Origin of the sequence: Sphingobacterium bovisgrunnientis (assembly GCF_009829085.1) — a bacterium.
Lineage (GTDB): Bacteria > Bacteroidota > Bacteroidia > Sphingobacteriales > Sphingobacteriaceae > Sphingobacterium > Sphingobacterium bovisgrunnientis.
The window spans coordinates 1-16,281 of sequence record NZ_WUQY01000035.1 but is presented as its reverse complement, the minus strand read 5'-3'; the positions used below and the strand labels follow the sequence as shown (position 1 = coordinate 16,281).

At 35.3% G+C, this 16,281-nt stretch carries 16 protein-coding genes; 6 read left to right on the top strand and 10 right to left on the bottom strand.

Features of this window, described 5'->3' with window-relative positions; genetic code table 11:
- Positions 1-15: 15 nt before the first annotated feature.
- The 4 genes from pdeM to GOQ16_RS14405 all read right to left on the bottom strand — a co-directional run bounded on the left by pdeM (position 16) and on the right by GOQ16_RS14405 (position 5,829).
- Positions 16-663, bottom strand: a complete 648-nt coding sequence (gene pdeM, locus GOQ16_RS14420; protein WP_160069931.1) for a ligase-associated DNA damage response endonuclease PdeM — start codon at positions 661-663, stop codon at positions 16-18.
- Positions 660-3,119 (bottom strand): ligase-associated DNA damage response DEXH box helicase, encoded by a 2,460-nt coding sequence (locus GOQ16_RS14415; RefSeq protein WP_160069930.1) that lies wholly within the window; start codon positions 3,117-3,119, stop codon positions 660-662. The genes pdeM and GOQ16_RS14415 overlap by 4 nt, the downstream gene beginning before the upstream one ends.
- 113 nt (positions 3,120-3,232) lie before the next feature.
- Complete coding sequence (locus GOQ16_RS14410; protein WP_160069929.1) at positions 3,233-4,813, bottom strand: ATP-dependent DNA ligase; 1,581 nt, start codon at positions 4,811-4,813, stop codon at positions 3,233-3,235.
- Positions 4,810-5,829 carry a ligase-associated DNA damage response exonuclease gene (locus tag GOQ16_RS14405; RefSeq protein ID WP_160069928.1) on the bottom strand — a complete coding sequence of 340 codons (1,020 nt, stop codon included), beginning with the start codon at positions 5,827-5,829 and terminating at the stop codon, positions 4,810-4,812. Before GOQ16_RS14405 ends, GOQ16_RS14410 begins: the two co-directional genes overlap by 4 nt.
- Before the next feature lie 100 nt (positions 5,830-5,929).
- Between GOQ16_RS14405 and GOQ16_RS14400 the strand changes: the two genes are divergently transcribed.
- Positions 5,930-6,391 carry a hypothetical protein gene (locus GOQ16_RS14400; protein ID WP_160069927.1) on the top strand — a complete coding sequence of 154 codons (462 nt, stop codon included), beginning with the start codon at positions 5,930-5,932 and terminating at the stop codon, positions 6,389-6,391.
- A 17-nt stretch (positions 6,392-6,408) separates the two neighbouring features.
- Here GOQ16_RS14400 and GOQ16_RS14395 read toward each other — a convergent pair whose 3' ends face one another.
- A complete protein-coding gene (locus GOQ16_RS14395; protein ID WP_160069926.1) occupies positions 6,409-7,995 on the bottom strand; it encodes a M60 family metallopeptidase in 1,587 nt (528 codons plus the stop codon).
- A gap of 329 nt (positions 7,996-8,324) precedes the next feature.
- Here GOQ16_RS14395 and hisG point away from each other — a divergent pair, with 329 nt between their 5' ends.
- Complete coding sequence (hisG, locus tag GOQ16_RS14390) at positions 8,325-9,176, top strand: ATP phosphoribosyltransferase (RefSeq protein ID WP_149912808.1); 852 nt, start codon at positions 8,325-8,327, stop codon at positions 9,174-9,176.
- Positions 9,176-10,462: a histidinol dehydrogenase gene (hisD, locus tag GOQ16_RS14385; protein WP_160069925.1), complete on the top strand. Its 1,287-nt coding sequence runs from the start codon at positions 9,176-9,178 to the stop codon at positions 10,460-10,462. Before hisG ends, hisD begins: the two co-directional genes overlap by 1 nt.
- A 125-nt stretch (positions 10,463-10,587) precedes the next feature.
- Here the strand turns inward: hisD and GOQ16_RS14380 are convergent, their stop codons facing one another.
- Entirely contained in the window at positions 10,588-11,373 is a 786-nt protein-coding gene (locus tag GOQ16_RS14380; protein WP_160069924.1) for a patatin-like phospholipase family protein, read from the bottom strand.
- 182 nt (positions 11,374-11,555) lie between these two features.
- Between GOQ16_RS14380 and GOQ16_RS14375 the strand changes: the two genes are divergently transcribed.
- Positions 11,556-12,155: a TetR/AcrR family transcriptional regulator gene (locus tag GOQ16_RS14375; protein WP_160069923.1), complete on the top strand. Its 600-nt coding sequence runs from the start codon at positions 11,556-11,558 to the stop codon at positions 12,153-12,155.
- 4 nt (positions 12,156-12,159) lie between these two features.
- Positions 12,160-12,792, top strand: coding sequence for a nitroreductase family protein (locus tag GOQ16_RS14370; RefSeq protein WP_160069922.1), 633 nt, complete (start codon positions 12,160-12,162; stop codon positions 12,790-12,792).
- 55 nt (positions 12,793-12,847) lie between these two features.
- Here the strand turns inward: GOQ16_RS14370 and GOQ16_RS14365 are convergent, their stop codons facing one another.
- From GOQ16_RS14365 to lplA, 3 genes are all read right to left on the bottom strand, one after another.
- Complete coding sequence (locus GOQ16_RS14365) at positions 12,848-13,714, bottom strand: hypothetical protein (RefSeq protein WP_160069921.1); 867 nt, start codon at positions 13,712-13,714, stop codon at positions 12,848-12,850.
- Positions 13,696-14,115 carry a thioredoxin family protein gene (locus GOQ16_RS14360; RefSeq protein WP_160069920.1) on the bottom strand — a complete coding sequence of 140 codons (420 nt, stop codon included), beginning with the start codon at positions 14,113-14,115 and terminating at the stop codon, positions 13,696-13,698. Before GOQ16_RS14360 ends, GOQ16_RS14365 begins: the two co-directional genes overlap by 19 nt.
- 104 nt (positions 14,116-14,219) lie before the next feature.
- Entirely contained in the window at positions 14,220-15,203 is a 984-nt protein-coding gene (lplA, locus tag GOQ16_RS14355; RefSeq protein WP_160069919.1) for a lipoate--protein ligase, read from the bottom strand.
- Positions 15,204-15,365: 162 nt separating this feature from the next.
- Here lplA and GOQ16_RS14350 point away from each other — a divergent pair, with 162 nt between their 5' ends.
- Positions 15,366-15,791, top strand: coding sequence for a cold-shock protein (locus GOQ16_RS14350; protein WP_149912815.1), 426 nt, complete (start codon positions 15,366-15,368; stop codon positions 15,789-15,791).
- Positions 15,792-15,945: 154 nt separating this feature from the next.
- On the opposite strand, the gene GOQ16_RS14345 is transcribed toward GOQ16_RS14350, so the two are convergent.
- A complete protein-coding gene (locus tag GOQ16_RS14345) occupies positions 15,946-16,137 on the bottom strand; it encodes a cold-shock protein (protein WP_132778589.1) in 192 nt (63 codons plus the stop codon).
- Between the last annotated feature and the right edge of the window lie 144 nt (positions 16,138-16,281).

Here is a 16,281-nt window from a genome sequence, read left to right as displayed (position 1 = left end):
AGGATAGTGTAAAATTTATTTCACTACCATTATTCCAGTATCTAAAACCGCATAATTAACCGCTTTGTCCAACACTTGCTTGGTATCCAAACCTGTAAATTGACTGAAAGCTGGTAAAATAATCATTTGTTCGGATACAACAAATGAAGGCAAACGGAAGTGTTTGTTTGTAGGAAGCTTCACTGTTACTCCAGGATGAATATGTCCTGAAATCTGAAATTCAGCACAATTCTCGGGCTCATGCACAAACGTAATGCCTTCTACATTTAAGGTATTGCAAACCGATTCAAAACCCAAATCTAATATTTTGCGATCCGCTATTCGGTCATGATTTCCTTTGATAAGAATGAATTCAATAGCCTGAAATTTTTGTAAAAAATTTTTAAAATCTAGAACCTCTCCATTGGCATTGGCATGAATTAAATCTCCTACAACTATTACTTTTTGAACATCGTAATAATGCAATAAAATTTCCAAAAGGTCTAAATCTTTTTGGTGTATTTGCGCGGGAATGGGAATGCCATTGCGACGAAAATGTGCTGCTTTACCCAAATGCAAATCAGATAATATTAACGTTCTCTGTGCTGGCCAGTATATTGCTTTTTTGTTAGTGAGTATTAATTTATGTTTTGCCCAGGTGATTTCCTGTTCATGTATGATCATCTTCTCTTTCTATTTAATCTATTGCTCTGCTCCTGCATACGTTGAATCCGTGCGCCAAGATCTTCACTTGATAGTGATTGACGCAAACTGTCAACCTTGATAGGAAAACTAAGTGGCGTGAAACTTTCTGCAAATTTATAAATGATTTTTGAAGAATTAATACGCTCAAAGGCCTGAATAAGACGAGGTTCCTCTAATTGCTGATTAAAAACCTCCGTATAAGCCTGTCTAAGCAACAAATTGTTAGGTTCATGTTCTTCCAATACTTGAAAAATAATTCCTGAAGAAGCTTGTAGAGATTTATTATTTTGTTGTTTTCCATAGCGATTTTGAATCACATAACCTGCAATTACAGCAATATCTCGAAACTTTCGCTTTGCCATTTCTGCCGCATTTATACTTGCCGTCACATCCTTCATCAAGTCTTCTTTGCGCAAAATATGTTTCAACTGATCTTCACTCAACTCAATATCCTTATCTGAAAACAGTTCAAAACCATAATCATTCATGGCCATCGAAAAACTTATCGGATACAATTCACTAATTCGATACGCCATCAAACTGGACATTACCTCATGTACCAATCGTCCTTCAAAAGGATACATAAACAGATGATATCCCTCACGTGTTTTTATCTTCTCTACCAAAAATTCATTTTCCGAAGGAATATGCGATTTGTCGACTTGATTGGCGACGAGCGGATGAAGAAATTTCAATTCTTTTTCGCGCGACGTAGGATTTTTGGAGTCTGCTAACTTTTTACGAAGCAATCCTCCTAGATTTGAACTCAAAGGCAATCGTCCACCTAACCAACTTGGTGTTATAGCCTTTCCCTGTGAAGCGCGCACATAAGCCGTCATTTCTTTAATGCGAATTAGCTCTAATACTCGACCTGCGAGAATAAACTTATCACCCTGCTTGAGCTTAGTAATAAAATATTCTTCCACCATCCCGATATATCCGCCACCTAAAAATTTCACTTTCACCATCGCATCAGAGACAATCACACCCAGGTTCATACGATGCAACATGGCAATTTTCCTCTTCTCTACAACATAAAGCCCTTCTTCATTTTTAACCACTTTGTGAAACTCTTCGTAATTCTTACCAATCTTTCCACCTACGGTGATAAAAGAAATGCACCAATCCCATTCTTCTTCTGTAATCCATTGAAAAGAATACGCAGATTTAATTACATCAAATAATTCTTCCCGACGAAATCCACCACCCAAGGCTATGGTTACTAGAAATTGTACCAATACATCATAACATAAAACCAGTGGTTCGCGATCCTCAATCAAATTCGTTTTCACCGCTTCTTTGAGTGCTGCAACTTCGATAAGTTCTAGGGAATGAGTTGGCACAAAATATATTTTGGAAACCTCAAATGGCGAGTGACCGCTTCTACCCGCACGCTGCATAAATCGCGCAACTCCTTTACTTGAACCTACTTGTATAACTGTATCTACAGGCTTGAAATCCACACCCAAATCCAACGATGACGTTGAAACGACAGCCTTTAACTTTCCCTCACTCAACGCTTCTTCGATCCACGTCCGTATATGAATGTCGATAGAACCGTGATGCAGTGCCAATTGACCTGCAAAATCAGGGTAAGCATCTAGTAAAATTTGATACCAATATTCACTTTGACTACGCGTATTAGTAAAAACAATTGTGGATTTGCTATTCAAAATAATCGGAACTACCTCATCCACAAGCTTACCACCCAAATGTCCAGCCCATGGTAAGATTTCTACTTCTGGTGGAAAAACAGAAACTATATCAATTAGCTTTTTCTCTTTGGCGACAATCTTAATTTTCTTTACTGAATAAGGAATCAACACTTCCATTGCTTCATCCAAATTTCCAATAGTAGCGGTAATACCCCAAACCAATAAATTCGGTTTGTGCTGTTTTAAGTAAGCAATAGCCAATTCAACCATTACTCCACGTTTGCTACTCAATAACTCGTGCCACTCATCAATAACAACAGCTTTGAGGTTTGCAAAGAATTTGTCCCTGCCTTTCTGTGCTAAAAGCAAATGCCAACTTTCGGGTGTTAACAATAATACATCAGGCATTTGTTTACTCTGCCGTTGCTTTATCTTCACATCTGTATCGCCATTTCGTACTTCAACAACCCAATCCAAACCGATTTGGTCAATCGCTTCTTGCATAGCCCGCGCCAAATCCTTTGCCAAAGACCGAAGTGGTGTAATCCAAATCGCTTTAAGACCTTTCTTATACGTTTCAGGTCGATTCATGTAATCGATCAAAATGCCAAGAAATACGGAATAAGTCTTTCCAAAACCCGTTGGTGCTACGACCATCCCACTATATCCATTATATATCTTTTCCCAGGTTTGACGCTGAAAAGTAAATGGGGTTCGACCATGATCTTGCAGCCATGATTTTACAATTTCGTAACCTGATGTTTGTTCGAATTTACTCACCCTATTTTATGATTTTAATAGTCATACTGATCGTAAGAGATGTATCTCAACCTTAGAAAAAAGTCAGCTCTACAATTTTCAACATGACTTTTATATGTAATCCAAATGAAAATCTAATTTATTAATTTTTTAACATTCTCTAAATCATCAATTTCTGCTACGGTTTTATCTTTACGCCAGCGTAATATACGAGGAAAACGTAAAGCTACACCAGCTTTATGTCTTGAACTCCAACCGATTCCTTCAAATGCAATTTCAAAAACTAATTCTGGTTTTACCGTACGAACAGGTCCAAATTTTTCAACGGCATTTTTGTTAACAAAACGACTCACTTCCTGTATTTCTTTATCTGTTAGTCCTGAATATGCCTTGGCAATTGTAACTAGCTTTTCACCATCACGTACTGCAAAAGTATAATCTGTATATTGGCTACTTCTTCGGCCACTTCCCTTTTGCGCATAAATCAATACCGCATCAATGGTCAAAGGATCAATTTTCCATTTCCACCAATCTCCTTTCTTGCGCCCCACATGATACACCGAATTCTTATGCTTTAGCATCAACCCTTCGCTGTTTATATCTCGCGCTTGTTCGCGTACTTCCCGTAATTGCTCAAAATCATTTGCTGTAATTACAGTTGATATATTAATATGTTGAAGTGGATTTTGATTAACTAATTGTTCCAAAATTTTTCTACGCTCCTGCATAGACTCATTTCGTAAATCCTGATGGTTAAATTCCAAAATATCATACAAAAACATGCCGATTGGCACTTCCTCTAAAATCTTTTTTGAAAGCACTTTGCGATTCAATCTTTTTTGTAAAGCTGTGAAATTTAGTATTTCGCCATTAGCGATAGCTAAAATTTCCCCATCAACGACAAAATCACCTCCCCAAGTTTTAATCTCCTCAACTATTTCTGGAAATTGTTCCGTAATCAACTCCTCCCCACGGGACCAAATGAAAATTTCATCGTTACGCTTGATAACTTGTCCTCTAATACCATCCCATTTGTATTCAATTTGCCAATCCTCAAAATTTTCTAACGTCGACTCAACCTCTTCAATCGGATATGCCAAACAAAATGGATAAGGTTTAGATAAATTACTGTCAATGTATTCCCCATGAATGAGCTGCTCAAAATTAGAATTTTCAACGGTCCAATCGCCCATAATACTGTGCGATACCGCACTAGCTTCCAAGTTGTAATACGATGAAATGGCATTAATCAGCCCTTTGGTCGAAATACCCAACCGAAAACTTCCACCCAGAAGTTTATTGAAAATAAAACGTTCTTGATGCGGCAAATTATTCCATACATGAATGATAAACTCCTTTTTTTCTTGTTCGGAATAAGAGGATAACAAATTTATTTTATCCATCCATTCCGCTAATGAAAAATCCAAATAACCTTGCGGTTCGGGTAATAATAGTGAAATCGTTTCACCCAAATCACCTACAGAAGAATACGACTCTAAAAAAAGCCATTCAGGTATTTGCGTAATTTCTTTTGCCCATTCCCGCAATAAAGTAGTTGAAACTCCTCGTTTTGGTCGCCGTCCACTAAATAAGGCTAAAAACCACAATTTATCTTTATCATCCGCTTCTTTAAAAAAATGATGCACTGCTTCCATTTTTTGGGTAGTCTTGTTTGTGCTATCCAAAGCATGAACTAGTGTAGCGAAAGCTCTCATACCTTGTCCCCCTCTCTATTAGAAACTGCCTCATCTTCCTCTTCGCCAAATTCCGTTTTAACTTCTTCCGACTCAATACCAATTTCATTTAAATATTTTGAAAACACTGCAGTTTGCCCATGCGTGACATAAACTTTTTCCGCTTCCGTCATTTTTATTGCTGTCAATAAATCATTCCAATCGGCATGATCACTAATCGCAAAACCAGCGTCAGCACTTCGCCATCTTCGTGCGCCGCGCACAGTCATCCAACCTGAACAAATCGCGTAAGCCATATTCGGAATTTTGCGAATTACTTTCGAATCAACTAATGCTGGAGGCACAATTACAATACCTCGATTAGCGTGTTTTACGTCTTCTCTGAAATCTAAAACTTCATATTCTGGCAATTTAATTCCGACACTTTTGTATGCTTCGTTGAGTTTATGAATAGAATAATGCACATATATTGGAGCTGCACCTTCCACAGCTTTCATAATACGTTGCGCTTTGCCAAGTGAATACCCAACAAATACTGACGTTTTTTGATAAGATTGGTTTTGAATAACCCAATCAGCCATTTCAGAATTTTGCTTCTCTACAGATTTCCACTGATAGATTGGCAATCCAAATGTACTTTCACTCACATATTCGTGGCATTTGACAGGCTCAAAAGGCGTCGAAAGACCATCATCTTGCAATTTATAATCACCGGAAACCACAGCTATTTTACCTTTGTGCTCCATACGGATCTGCGCAGATCCAATAATATGTCCCGCGGGATGAAAAGAAACATTTACCCCATTAATCGAAATGGATTCATTATAACCAATTCCCTGAACTTGGATATCTGGACTAATCCGACTTTGGAGAATAGGAACTGTAAAATGATGACACAAATACTTTTTCATTCCCCATCGCGCATGATCGGCATGACCATGCGTAATTAATGCTAAATCTACAGGTCGCCACGGGTCAATGTAAAATTTACCAGGTACACAGTATATTCCTTCAGGACGAAATTGAATTAAGCGCATATTGTACTAAACCTAAAAACCTTTCAAATGTTTTAGAAATCGCTTGGAACATATCTATTGAAAATTATTAACTTAAAATAGAATTATAAATAATACAAATATGAAAGTAGCATCTAATCCACTGACCAATATGAAATATGTGCCCAAAATATGGAGCACTCTTATCTATTTTGCTTTTTTGCTCTTTGCAATGCTTATTTTCTTATCAAAAAATGAAGAATCGTTGCGTTTTGACTTTTTGCACAATGTATTCCCTGATTATACAAGCCACATATCTAATTTTTCAATATCACTTATTCTTGTACTGGTAGCTGGTTTCATTGGCGGAATTCAAAATAAATCTATCAAAGGTGCTTACATAGTAGCAAGTCTTCTAATAGTAGCAAATCTAGTTTATGAATTATTTTTACCATTCATCAATACTATGGATATAATTGATGCCTACTATGGGATTGTTGGATCGCTAGTCCCTTTTCTTTTTTTGATACCTTATCAGGAGTTTGGAATAATAAATAATCCGAATTATATCGAAAACAATAAAACAGAAAACCCAGTCCTATAGAACTGGGTTTTCGTTATTTAATCTCTCAAGGTAGTAATATCTATTTTTGGTTTTGGAAGATTTAATGCCTTAATATCAGCAAGACATTTATCGACCATTTCTTGTGTCATTTTGTACGTGTATTTCCCATAGTCATCATACTCCAATGTACCTACATAGAAAAATCCGTATTTTGAAAAGAAGTCTGTTAAATCTACTTTCGCAACTTCGCAAGCTGTTCTGACAAAATTCAATTGATGCACCGCTGGGTTTCTTTCGCCTCTGCGTCTATCCGAAGCCCAATCGCCAGTTCTTGACGTGCCTCTAGCAGCTTCTTGTTTTCTGAAAGCTTCAAATAAGTCAGGGTAAAAATCAGCATTTTGCCCTACGCCTTCAAAGTATAATTGCAATTGCCAAAAAATCACTAGACGATTAAATACATCTTCATCTGCGAGGTAAGAAATTCCTTTTTCGATTATATCCTTACGTGCTTTGTCGTAATTATTTTGTTCTGAAATACGTGTTTTATTTCCAAAAGAACGTGTAACATACAGAGAGAATAAATTGTTACTCACTTCACCTAAGCCACCCCAATTAAACATTGGACGTGTCTGATGAACGTGCCCTACTTCGTGACTAAAACCCCAACATGGATCGCCCTTGATCACCACATCTGGATTCACAACCATACGCATCGCATAACCAACCTTATCACCCATATACGCTACACCATCTCCATCTCTGAACATGTAATAATTGTAGTTTACACGAGACAAAATTCTATTCTGAGGAACTTTATTGTATTTAATCAAGCCCATCAAACGATGTTGTCTGTATACCAATGAATCGTAATTGGAAATCAACTCTACACCTCTTCCATACGCATATTTTTTCAATGATTCTACAGGATATGCCGTTTGAATGTGTTTTCCTTTTGCATCCAAAATAGGATAAACTGCATTATCAATGAAGGCATTCCAATCCGCATCTTTATGTTTTGCGATATCGAAATAGCCATTCTCTTTACCCGTAATAAAGTGAACAGAGATAGGATTTTCTTTTTCAGGTGTTTCTGAGAAATAAGCGATATAAGCTAAGCTACCGTATTTATCCAAATTGATGATATTTACACCATTTTTTAATGTAAACTCTTGTTTGTGCAGTCCCCAACCATTCGGATCTTCCGTAGGCTTTTCTGGGTTTGGTGCTTTACGTAACCAATTTGGAATAAACAATTTCACCTCTCTACCCTCTGCAATACCATCGACTAAAACAACATGTTCTCCCTTTTCTAGATAAACACCTGTTACATTTTCGTATTTACTATATCCATCACCAATACTCAGATCACGACCTAATGTTCTTGGGTTTAAAATAGCTGGATAACTAGCATACTTATACGTAGGTTTATATTTTTTAGACAAGATTGCTGTTGCTACTTCTTTTATTCCAGGATTTGAAATACTTTCGATAGCCTTCTTGTTCGCATTTTTCTTTAGCTTAAGACCTAGCCCATCTTCAAATACGGCTAAATCTGCATTAACTTTTGTAATATCAGATTTGGTTTGTGCGCAAGCATTCCCCAAAAAAGCAATTACAAAAGATAGAATTAAATATTTTTTCATGTTTATGATTATATAATTTGAATCTAAAATACTGTTCTAATAATTAAGTTTTAAGTAACGAAATTGGCACAAATTCAAAATCCCATTTTAATCAATTACTCAACCGTTTGATTAATTTTCAATAAAAATCAAAAAGGTTTGCAAAAACTATAATATTCGGTTAAATTTGCCGCAGTATTATTTGATAAATGACAAAATTCTTCACATACCATATGCATACACATCATCGCCATTGTGGCGATATGTAATGTTATATGTTTCTACGTGAAGCATCTTTTTCCCAATAGTCAGTATTATTAATAATATTTAAGCACCAAAAACAATCAGTTTTGAAAAATCTAAAAATAGCTATCCAGAAATCGGGTAGATTAAATGAAAAATCAGTACAGTTATTAAAAAACTGTGGTCTAGACTTCGAAAATTACAAAAGCTCTCTTATAACAACCGCTTCGAACTTCAACCTTGAAATTTTATTTTTAAGAGATGACGATATTCCAGGATACGTTGATCAAGGAATTGCAGATTTGGGTATTGTTGGTGAAAATGTTATAGACGAGACGCAAGCGGATGTCGAATATTTACAACGTTTGGGTTTTGGTAAGTGCACATTAAAATTAGCGATTGCCAAAGATTCTACGATTAAAGAGCTAAGTGACTTAAATGGTAAATCTATAGCGACTTCATATCCTGTGATTTTAAAGTCTTTCTTAGATGAATACAAAATTGAGGCTGATATTCAAACAATTTCGGGGTCAGTGGAAATTGCGCCAGGATTAGGATTGAGTGATGCGATTTGCGATATCGTATCTACTGGTGGTACTTTGAAAAGCAACGGTTTAAAACCTTTTGCAGATGTCCGTAAATCTGAAGCCATCCTTATTGGTCGCAAAGGTTTGGAAGACAATGAAATTTTAGCCGAACTTCTACAGCGTATTCAATCAGTATTGCGTGCTAAAGAAACGAAATATGTCGTGTTGAATGTAGAAAAAGCGAATTTGCCGAAAATCACAGAATTACTACACGGTGTAAAAAGTCCTACCGTAATGCCTCTTGCAGAAGAAGGTTGGGTGGCAGTTCACACTGTAATCTCTGAAGATGATTTTTGGGGTAAAATCAATGTTTTAAAATCAGCTGGTGCACAAGGTATTGTCGTAATGCCTATCGAAAAGATTATTTTATAATGTTAAAAACTTATACATACGCAGATCTTTCTACAGCAGAAATAGACAAATTGGTATTACGTAATTCGGATCCCGATCAATCTATTCAATCTATTGTAAACGATATTATCGAAGATGTACGTCTACAAGGCGATTCGGCTTTGGTAAATTATGCGGCAAAATTTGACCAAGTACAACTGGATAAATTGTATTTGGATAAAACAGAAATTGAAGAACTAGCTTCTACCATAAGCCGTGATCAACAACGTGCTTTAGAAATCGCTTTTCAAAATATACACAAATTTCACAGCACACAACTGAAGCGCGAGCGTGTTGTCGAAACAATGCCTGGTGTGAAATGTTGGCGTGAAGTACGTCCTATTGAGAAAGTAGGGTTGTACATTCCTGGCGGCTCAGCGGTATTGCCTTCTACCCTTTTGATGTTGGGTGTTCCAGCTCGTATCGCGGGCTGCAAAGAAATCGTGGTTTGTTCACCTCCACAAAAAAACGGTAAAATCAATGGATTCGTTGCCTACTGTTTGTTGTTGTTGAAGATTGAACGAATCTATTTGGTTGGTGGTGCGCAAGCTGTAGCAGCGATGGCTTTTGGAACTTCAAGTATTCCTAAAGTTGATAAAATATTTGGACCAGGAAATCAATTTGTTACCAAAGCTAAGAGCACGATTCAAAGTTTGACCAATGTAAGTATCGATATGCCTGCTGGTCCTTCGGAAGTATTGGTGATTGCAGATAATACAGCCAATCCTGCATATGTTGCAGCCGATTTGTTGGCACAAGCTGAACATGGGGCAGATAGTCAAGCAGTATTGGTCACAACAGAAGCTGATTTTGTAGACCATGTTAATGCTGAATTGGAAGCGCAGTTAGCTGTTTTGCCACGTCAAGAAATTGCGCGTAAGGCAATAGACAATTCATATGCTGTAGTTACTCAGGATTTAAAAGCAGCTATGCTCTTTTCGAATATTTACGCTCCAGAACATTTAATCATCGAATCCGATCACTGGCAGACAATTACTTCATTGATATTGAACGCAGGATCCGTATTTCTAGGACATTTAACTCCAGAAAGTGCAGGTGATTATGCATCAGGAACAAACCACACTTTACCAACTTCAGGCTATGCCCGTTCGTATTCTGGCGTATCGGTAGATTCGTTTGTGAAAAAAATCACTTTTCAATCGATTAACGAAGAAGGCTTACAACACATTGGATCTACTGTTGAGATTTTAGCAGAGCTAGAAGGTCTCCACGCACACAAAAACGCAGTATTGATTAGAAAAAAATAATTTTCTATTTTACACAATATCGGGAATGCACCTGCGTTATAATATTAGAAACACAAAATGAAAATTTGCTAAAAGTTAGCGGATTTCACAGAATTATAAAGGGATTAAAACATAGTTTTTATCCCTTACTTTTTTATTAAATGCCCTAAGTTAGTCTGAGCCAATTCGTATCCTTTCTCAATCAAAAATTTCGAACGATCGAAATCCCAAATACCTGCAATATTATGTGGCACATTTATCACATAATTAGGCTTATAAAGTTCTATACTCAGCTGTGTTAATTTTCTTCGCATAGCTAAATAAGACTCTTGTAGCACGCTAATAGCATTCAATTTATCATAGGCTATTGGCGACAAAAGCTCTCTGTTTCCATCTAAATTAACTGCAATAATTAGATTCTCTCTGTATTGAACATAATTAATTGGCAAAGGATTGAGAACACCACCATCTACTAAAAATCGTCCATCTGTGGTGACCACGGATTTAAAAACTCCCGGAATTGCGATTGATGCACGAATTGCATTGTAGACACTTCCAGTTCGAAAAACCACATCTTCTTCATTTGTCAAATCTGTAGCAACAGCAGTATACCTAATTTTCATACTTTCAATTGGCAAGTCTTCGAATACATCATGCATGGTTGCCAATACCCGCTGTCCTTTCAAAAATCCATAGCGTGGATCCGAAAAATCCATTAAACGAAAAACCTCTCTCTTTGTAAGTTTAGACATCCAATCACCCAGCTCTACATTTTTGCCTTCAGCAAATGCAGCACCAACCAATGCACCGATAGAACAACCTACGACTTCATTTATTTCAAATCCATTTTCGATAAGCCATTTAATAACACCCAATTGCGTAACTCCACGTGCACCACCACTACCTAAGACCAGAGAGACTTTTTTTTGCATATTATTTCACTATAAAGATTAAGACCTAAAATAAATTTTATTTCTCGCATTCTGCGATAATATCAGATATTAATATTGTTTTGTCAACGAAAAGTCTGATTTTTTAAAATATTTTGGAGAATAAAATAACAGCGTTACTTTTGTTAACACTGTTAACAAGTTGCATATTTAACAATAATAAAATGTTATCTAGAAGAGAGAAAGAAATTCAAGAACTAAGGCAAGGTATAATAGACCAATCTTGGAAGATTATTCAAGAAGAAGGTTGGCAATCACTATCAATTCGTAAGATAGCAGATGCTATTAATTACAGTATTCCTGTGATTTATAAGCACTTTGAAAATAAAGAGGCTATAGTAGAATATTTCTCTAAAGAGGGGTTTTCCAAATTAGCTACTGATTTAGGTGCCTCAAAAAATGTTGCAAGGGATCAAATTGATCACTTGAGACAAATTGCATTAGCGTATTGGAAGTTTGCTTCTGAAAACACACAATACTATCGTATAATGTTTGGTTTAGGTATTCCAGCGTGTGAAACGATAAACAGTTCGGAAGAGATGAAAGCGAGCTCTAAAATTATGTTGGATGCAATTGACAACGTGTTAACAGCGAGCAATAATAGTCAAGCAGATAGACACCTAAAACTGAAAACATTCTGGTCTATGTTGCATGGTTTTATAGCAATAGATTTATTGTCGAATCAAAAAATAGCAGAATTACCACCTCCAACAGTTTTAGATGCTGTGGAAGGATTTATTTATACATTACAAAAACAAAATTAATAATATGAGCTTATTACAAGACTTACAGTGGAGATACGCAACTAAGAAAATGAACGGTGAGCAAGTTGCACAAGAAAAAGTAGATTATATCATCGAAGCAACTCGTCTTGCTCCTACTTCATCAGGTTTACAACCTTTCAAAGTTATTCAAATAACAGATCCTGAGTTGAAAGCTAAAATTCAGCCTATTGCTTTTGGACAAACACAAATCGTAGATGCTTCGCATTTATTGGTATTCGCTGCGCATGAAAGTTATACAGAAGAGTATTTAAACGAAGTTTTCTCATTCAGCGAACGTGAAAGAAATCTTCCAGAAGGCTATTCAAATGATTACAAAAATATGTTATGGGCAAGTTTTTCAAAACAAACACCAGAACAACATTTTAACCATACTGCACGCCAAGCTTACATTGGTTTTGGTCTTGCCATTGCTGCTGCAGCGGAACAACGTGTAGATGCAACACCAATGGAAGGTTTTATTAATGCCGACTTGGACGCATTGTTAGGCTTAGAAAAATTAGGTTTGAAATCCGTTACTATCTTAGCTTTAGGTTACCGTGACACAGAAAATGACTGGAACTTAAACATGAAGAAAGTACGTTTCAGCAAAGAAGACTTTTTGATTAATTTGAATTAATCTTATATTTTCTATTTATAGCTCCAGTGAAATTCACTGGAGCTTTTTTGTTTCATTACCAAGTTGGAATTCCTTTTTTCATTTTGTCTAAATTGGTTTGAAGCTCTTCTCTTCTATCTTCAGAAGTTATTGAAACCGCTTTTTCTTGCCAGAGTATCGCATTTTTAGTATCTCCTAATTTATATAACAAATTAGCATACGTATCTACGATATAACCTACTTCATTCCGCTCTACCGCTAATTTGCTCCATGCTAAAGCTACTTTCAAAGCTTCTTGGTCATTACATTCTTCGAACATTTGCCAAGCATATTCATTTAACTCTTCAGCAGTAATATTCGCGTTGGTTTTGACTATTTTATCATATTCATTCACGAATGTTTTCCAATCCTTTTTTTGCAAATAATTGCTAAGCTTCATAGAAGAAATAGTTTTAGAAAAATTAACTTTTTCGTATTTTGTATTTAATTGCTTTTCCAACGTGTCGTAATCAATATTTTCCCCGTTTGAAACTTTAGGACTTATCTCTTTTTTGGAAAGGATATATGCCAAAAAATCATTGATATCCGCTCTATAAACATTTTTAAAGAAATCACTAAAAGCTGATTGGTTATTGTAAATTACATCAAAAGCTTTACTATCTGGATTCTCTTGAGCTAAAACAACTATTCCACCAATATTATCATGCTGTAGCAATTCCTCTTGTGTAGATTTTTCTAAGATGGTATTAAAAGCTTTGTTCGCTAATTCAAAATCGTACACATCAGCTGCAAGTTTAAAGATCTGTTTTGCTGATTCTACATTTTGTGGATTTTCTTCAAATTTCTTTTTTGATGTTATGAATTGCTTCTCAGGCACTAACGCATCTTTAAACCTTTGGATAAACTGATCAGGTTGATTTCCACCTACAACTTTATGAACCAATTCACCATTGGATCAAAAACTAAAAAAGTAGGATACGCTCTTACACCATAATCTTTAGCAAAGCGCTTGGCTTGATCATACCAAGACTTAACATCTTCTGGATCATTTTCAGTTTCATCAAATTGTAATTTTAGGTTGACATAATTGGCATTGAAAAATTCACCGACTTCTTCTTTTACAAACACATTTTCTGCCATCCACGTACAAGGACCACACCATGTAGTAAAGCAATCCACAAAAATATGTTTATTTTCTGCTTTAGCCTTTTCTTTTAGTTTTTCCCAATTTGTATTGTATTCAAATTGAATTCCTTTCTCTTGCGCAACTACCATCAGTGGCAAAACGAAAAGTACAAATAGTATTCTTCTAATGATTAGAAATTTTAAAATTAATTGGTTCAATAAAAATAAGTTTTATTTCCATAAAAGAAAATACAGAATCATTTATTTAACTAAAATTTAAGAAAAAACCAAAAGAACTATATACAGCAGTTTACTATTTACAACTACTTAAATAATTCTAAAATCTCAATATCAGAAACATTACCAAAGTAAGTTTTTAGATCAATGGATTGAAATAATTCAGACAGAGTATTTTGGTCATGCTTTACGCCTACCAATTTATTTTCTAATTCTTCGATGGATTTAGAAGCAAAGAAGTCACCAAATATTTTGGCAGCAGTAATATGACCTTTATGTACATCTAAATGAACTTCAATAAATCCTGCTGGAACTTTATTCGCCTTTTTGAAATTGTAGTCTGGTGAAGATCCAAAATTCCAATCCCATGTTTGATATTTGTCAATTACAAGTTGATTAATTGCTCTAAGATCATCTTGGTCGAAATTATAAACTTCAAACTCTTCATTTGTTTGTTTGATTTCATCAATGAATAGTTGTTTGAATGATTCGGTAGTAGTCTCCTGTGGAAGATAATCAATCAAATTGGTCACACGGGCACGATTAGATTTTACAGCCTTATCAATAAATTTTAATGGATTCACTTTCAATGCATCTGCCAATACAGACATCTCCGAATTAATTAATATAGTCCCGTGTTGTATCATCTTTTTGGATTTAATGGTTTTGGCATTCCCACTAAATTTCTTTCCCTCCACTAATAGATCATTTCGCCCTTCTAATTTTGCCGGAACATTTAATTTATTTAATAGCTGAATGACAGGCTTAGTAAATGTTTCAAAATCACTAAAATCTGTTTCACTCGCTTTAGTGTGAAAAGAAAAATTCAAATTTCCTAAATCATGATATACCGCCCCGCCACCAGAGAGCCGACGTACAACTTTTATGTGATTCTTATTTACGTAATCCAAATTGATTTCAGCCAACGTATTCTGAAATTTCCCTATGATGATGGAAGGCGCATTTATATATAGCAATAAAATCTCTTCGCTCGGGAATCGTTTTAACAAATATTCCTCGGATGCGATATTGAAGTATGCATCATTCGAGGGTGATTCAATTATTATCATGAGAATATTTTTATACAAAGTTACAATAAGATTTATCTTCTTTCCTTCATTTAAATTTTGTATCTTTGTAAAAAGCCGCACAACTCGCCTACATTCTCCACTCAGAATTTCTTGTCGATACGTTAGACTTTTCTCAATATAATAATCATTAAATAGCAATACATGGGTCAAAGCCAACAAACATTTAGAAAAAAAGAAATCGCCAAGAAAAAATTACAAAAACGTAAAGAAAAAGAAGAAAAAAAAGCGCAGCGTGAAGATTCTAATGACAAAGGAAAAGCATTAGAAGAAATGTTCGCGTACGTAGATGAGAACGGTAATATCTCCGACAAACCCCCTTTAAAGAAATACGAATTCAAAGAAGAAGACTTAATCCGTCCAGAAGTGGAAGATGTGTATTCATTCGGTAAAGTATCATTCTATAACGAAGCTGGTCAATATGGTTTTATCCGTGACAACGAAACGAGAGAAAACGTTTATTTCAACTTCAAAATCTTAGGTTTTGTCTTACAGCAAGACCAAAAAGTAAAATTCAAATCGCAATCAAGCAAACAAGGACTTCAGGTAACAGAAGTTATTGTTTTATAAAAATATATTTTTATAAATTTAAAATCCCTTAGCATTAAAATGTTAAGGGATTTTGTTATTAAAATGATATCTATTATTTCTTTTGCAGATTTCTTATAAAACAATAAAGGCGAATCGGATAGATTCGCCTTTTGCAAGATAAGTATAATAAAAATTAGTTTACTCTTACATTAGTGGCATTGATGCCTTTACGACCGTTCTCAACATCGTAAGTTACTTGGTCGCCTTGTTGAACTTGGTCAACTAAACCTGATACGTGTACAAAGATATCATCGCCACCGCCATCAGGGGTAATAAAACCAAATCCTTTAGTTTCATTAAAAAACTTTACAGTTCCGTTATTCATATTGTTATTATTATTAATTGCTACAAGGTAAGTATAATAAATGGATAATCAACTATTTATTTCACTACACAGCTGTCCTAAATAAATTTAGGGTGTAAAAAAATCTGCCCTCTTTTATTAATTAGGAAAGCTTTTTGTGAAAAA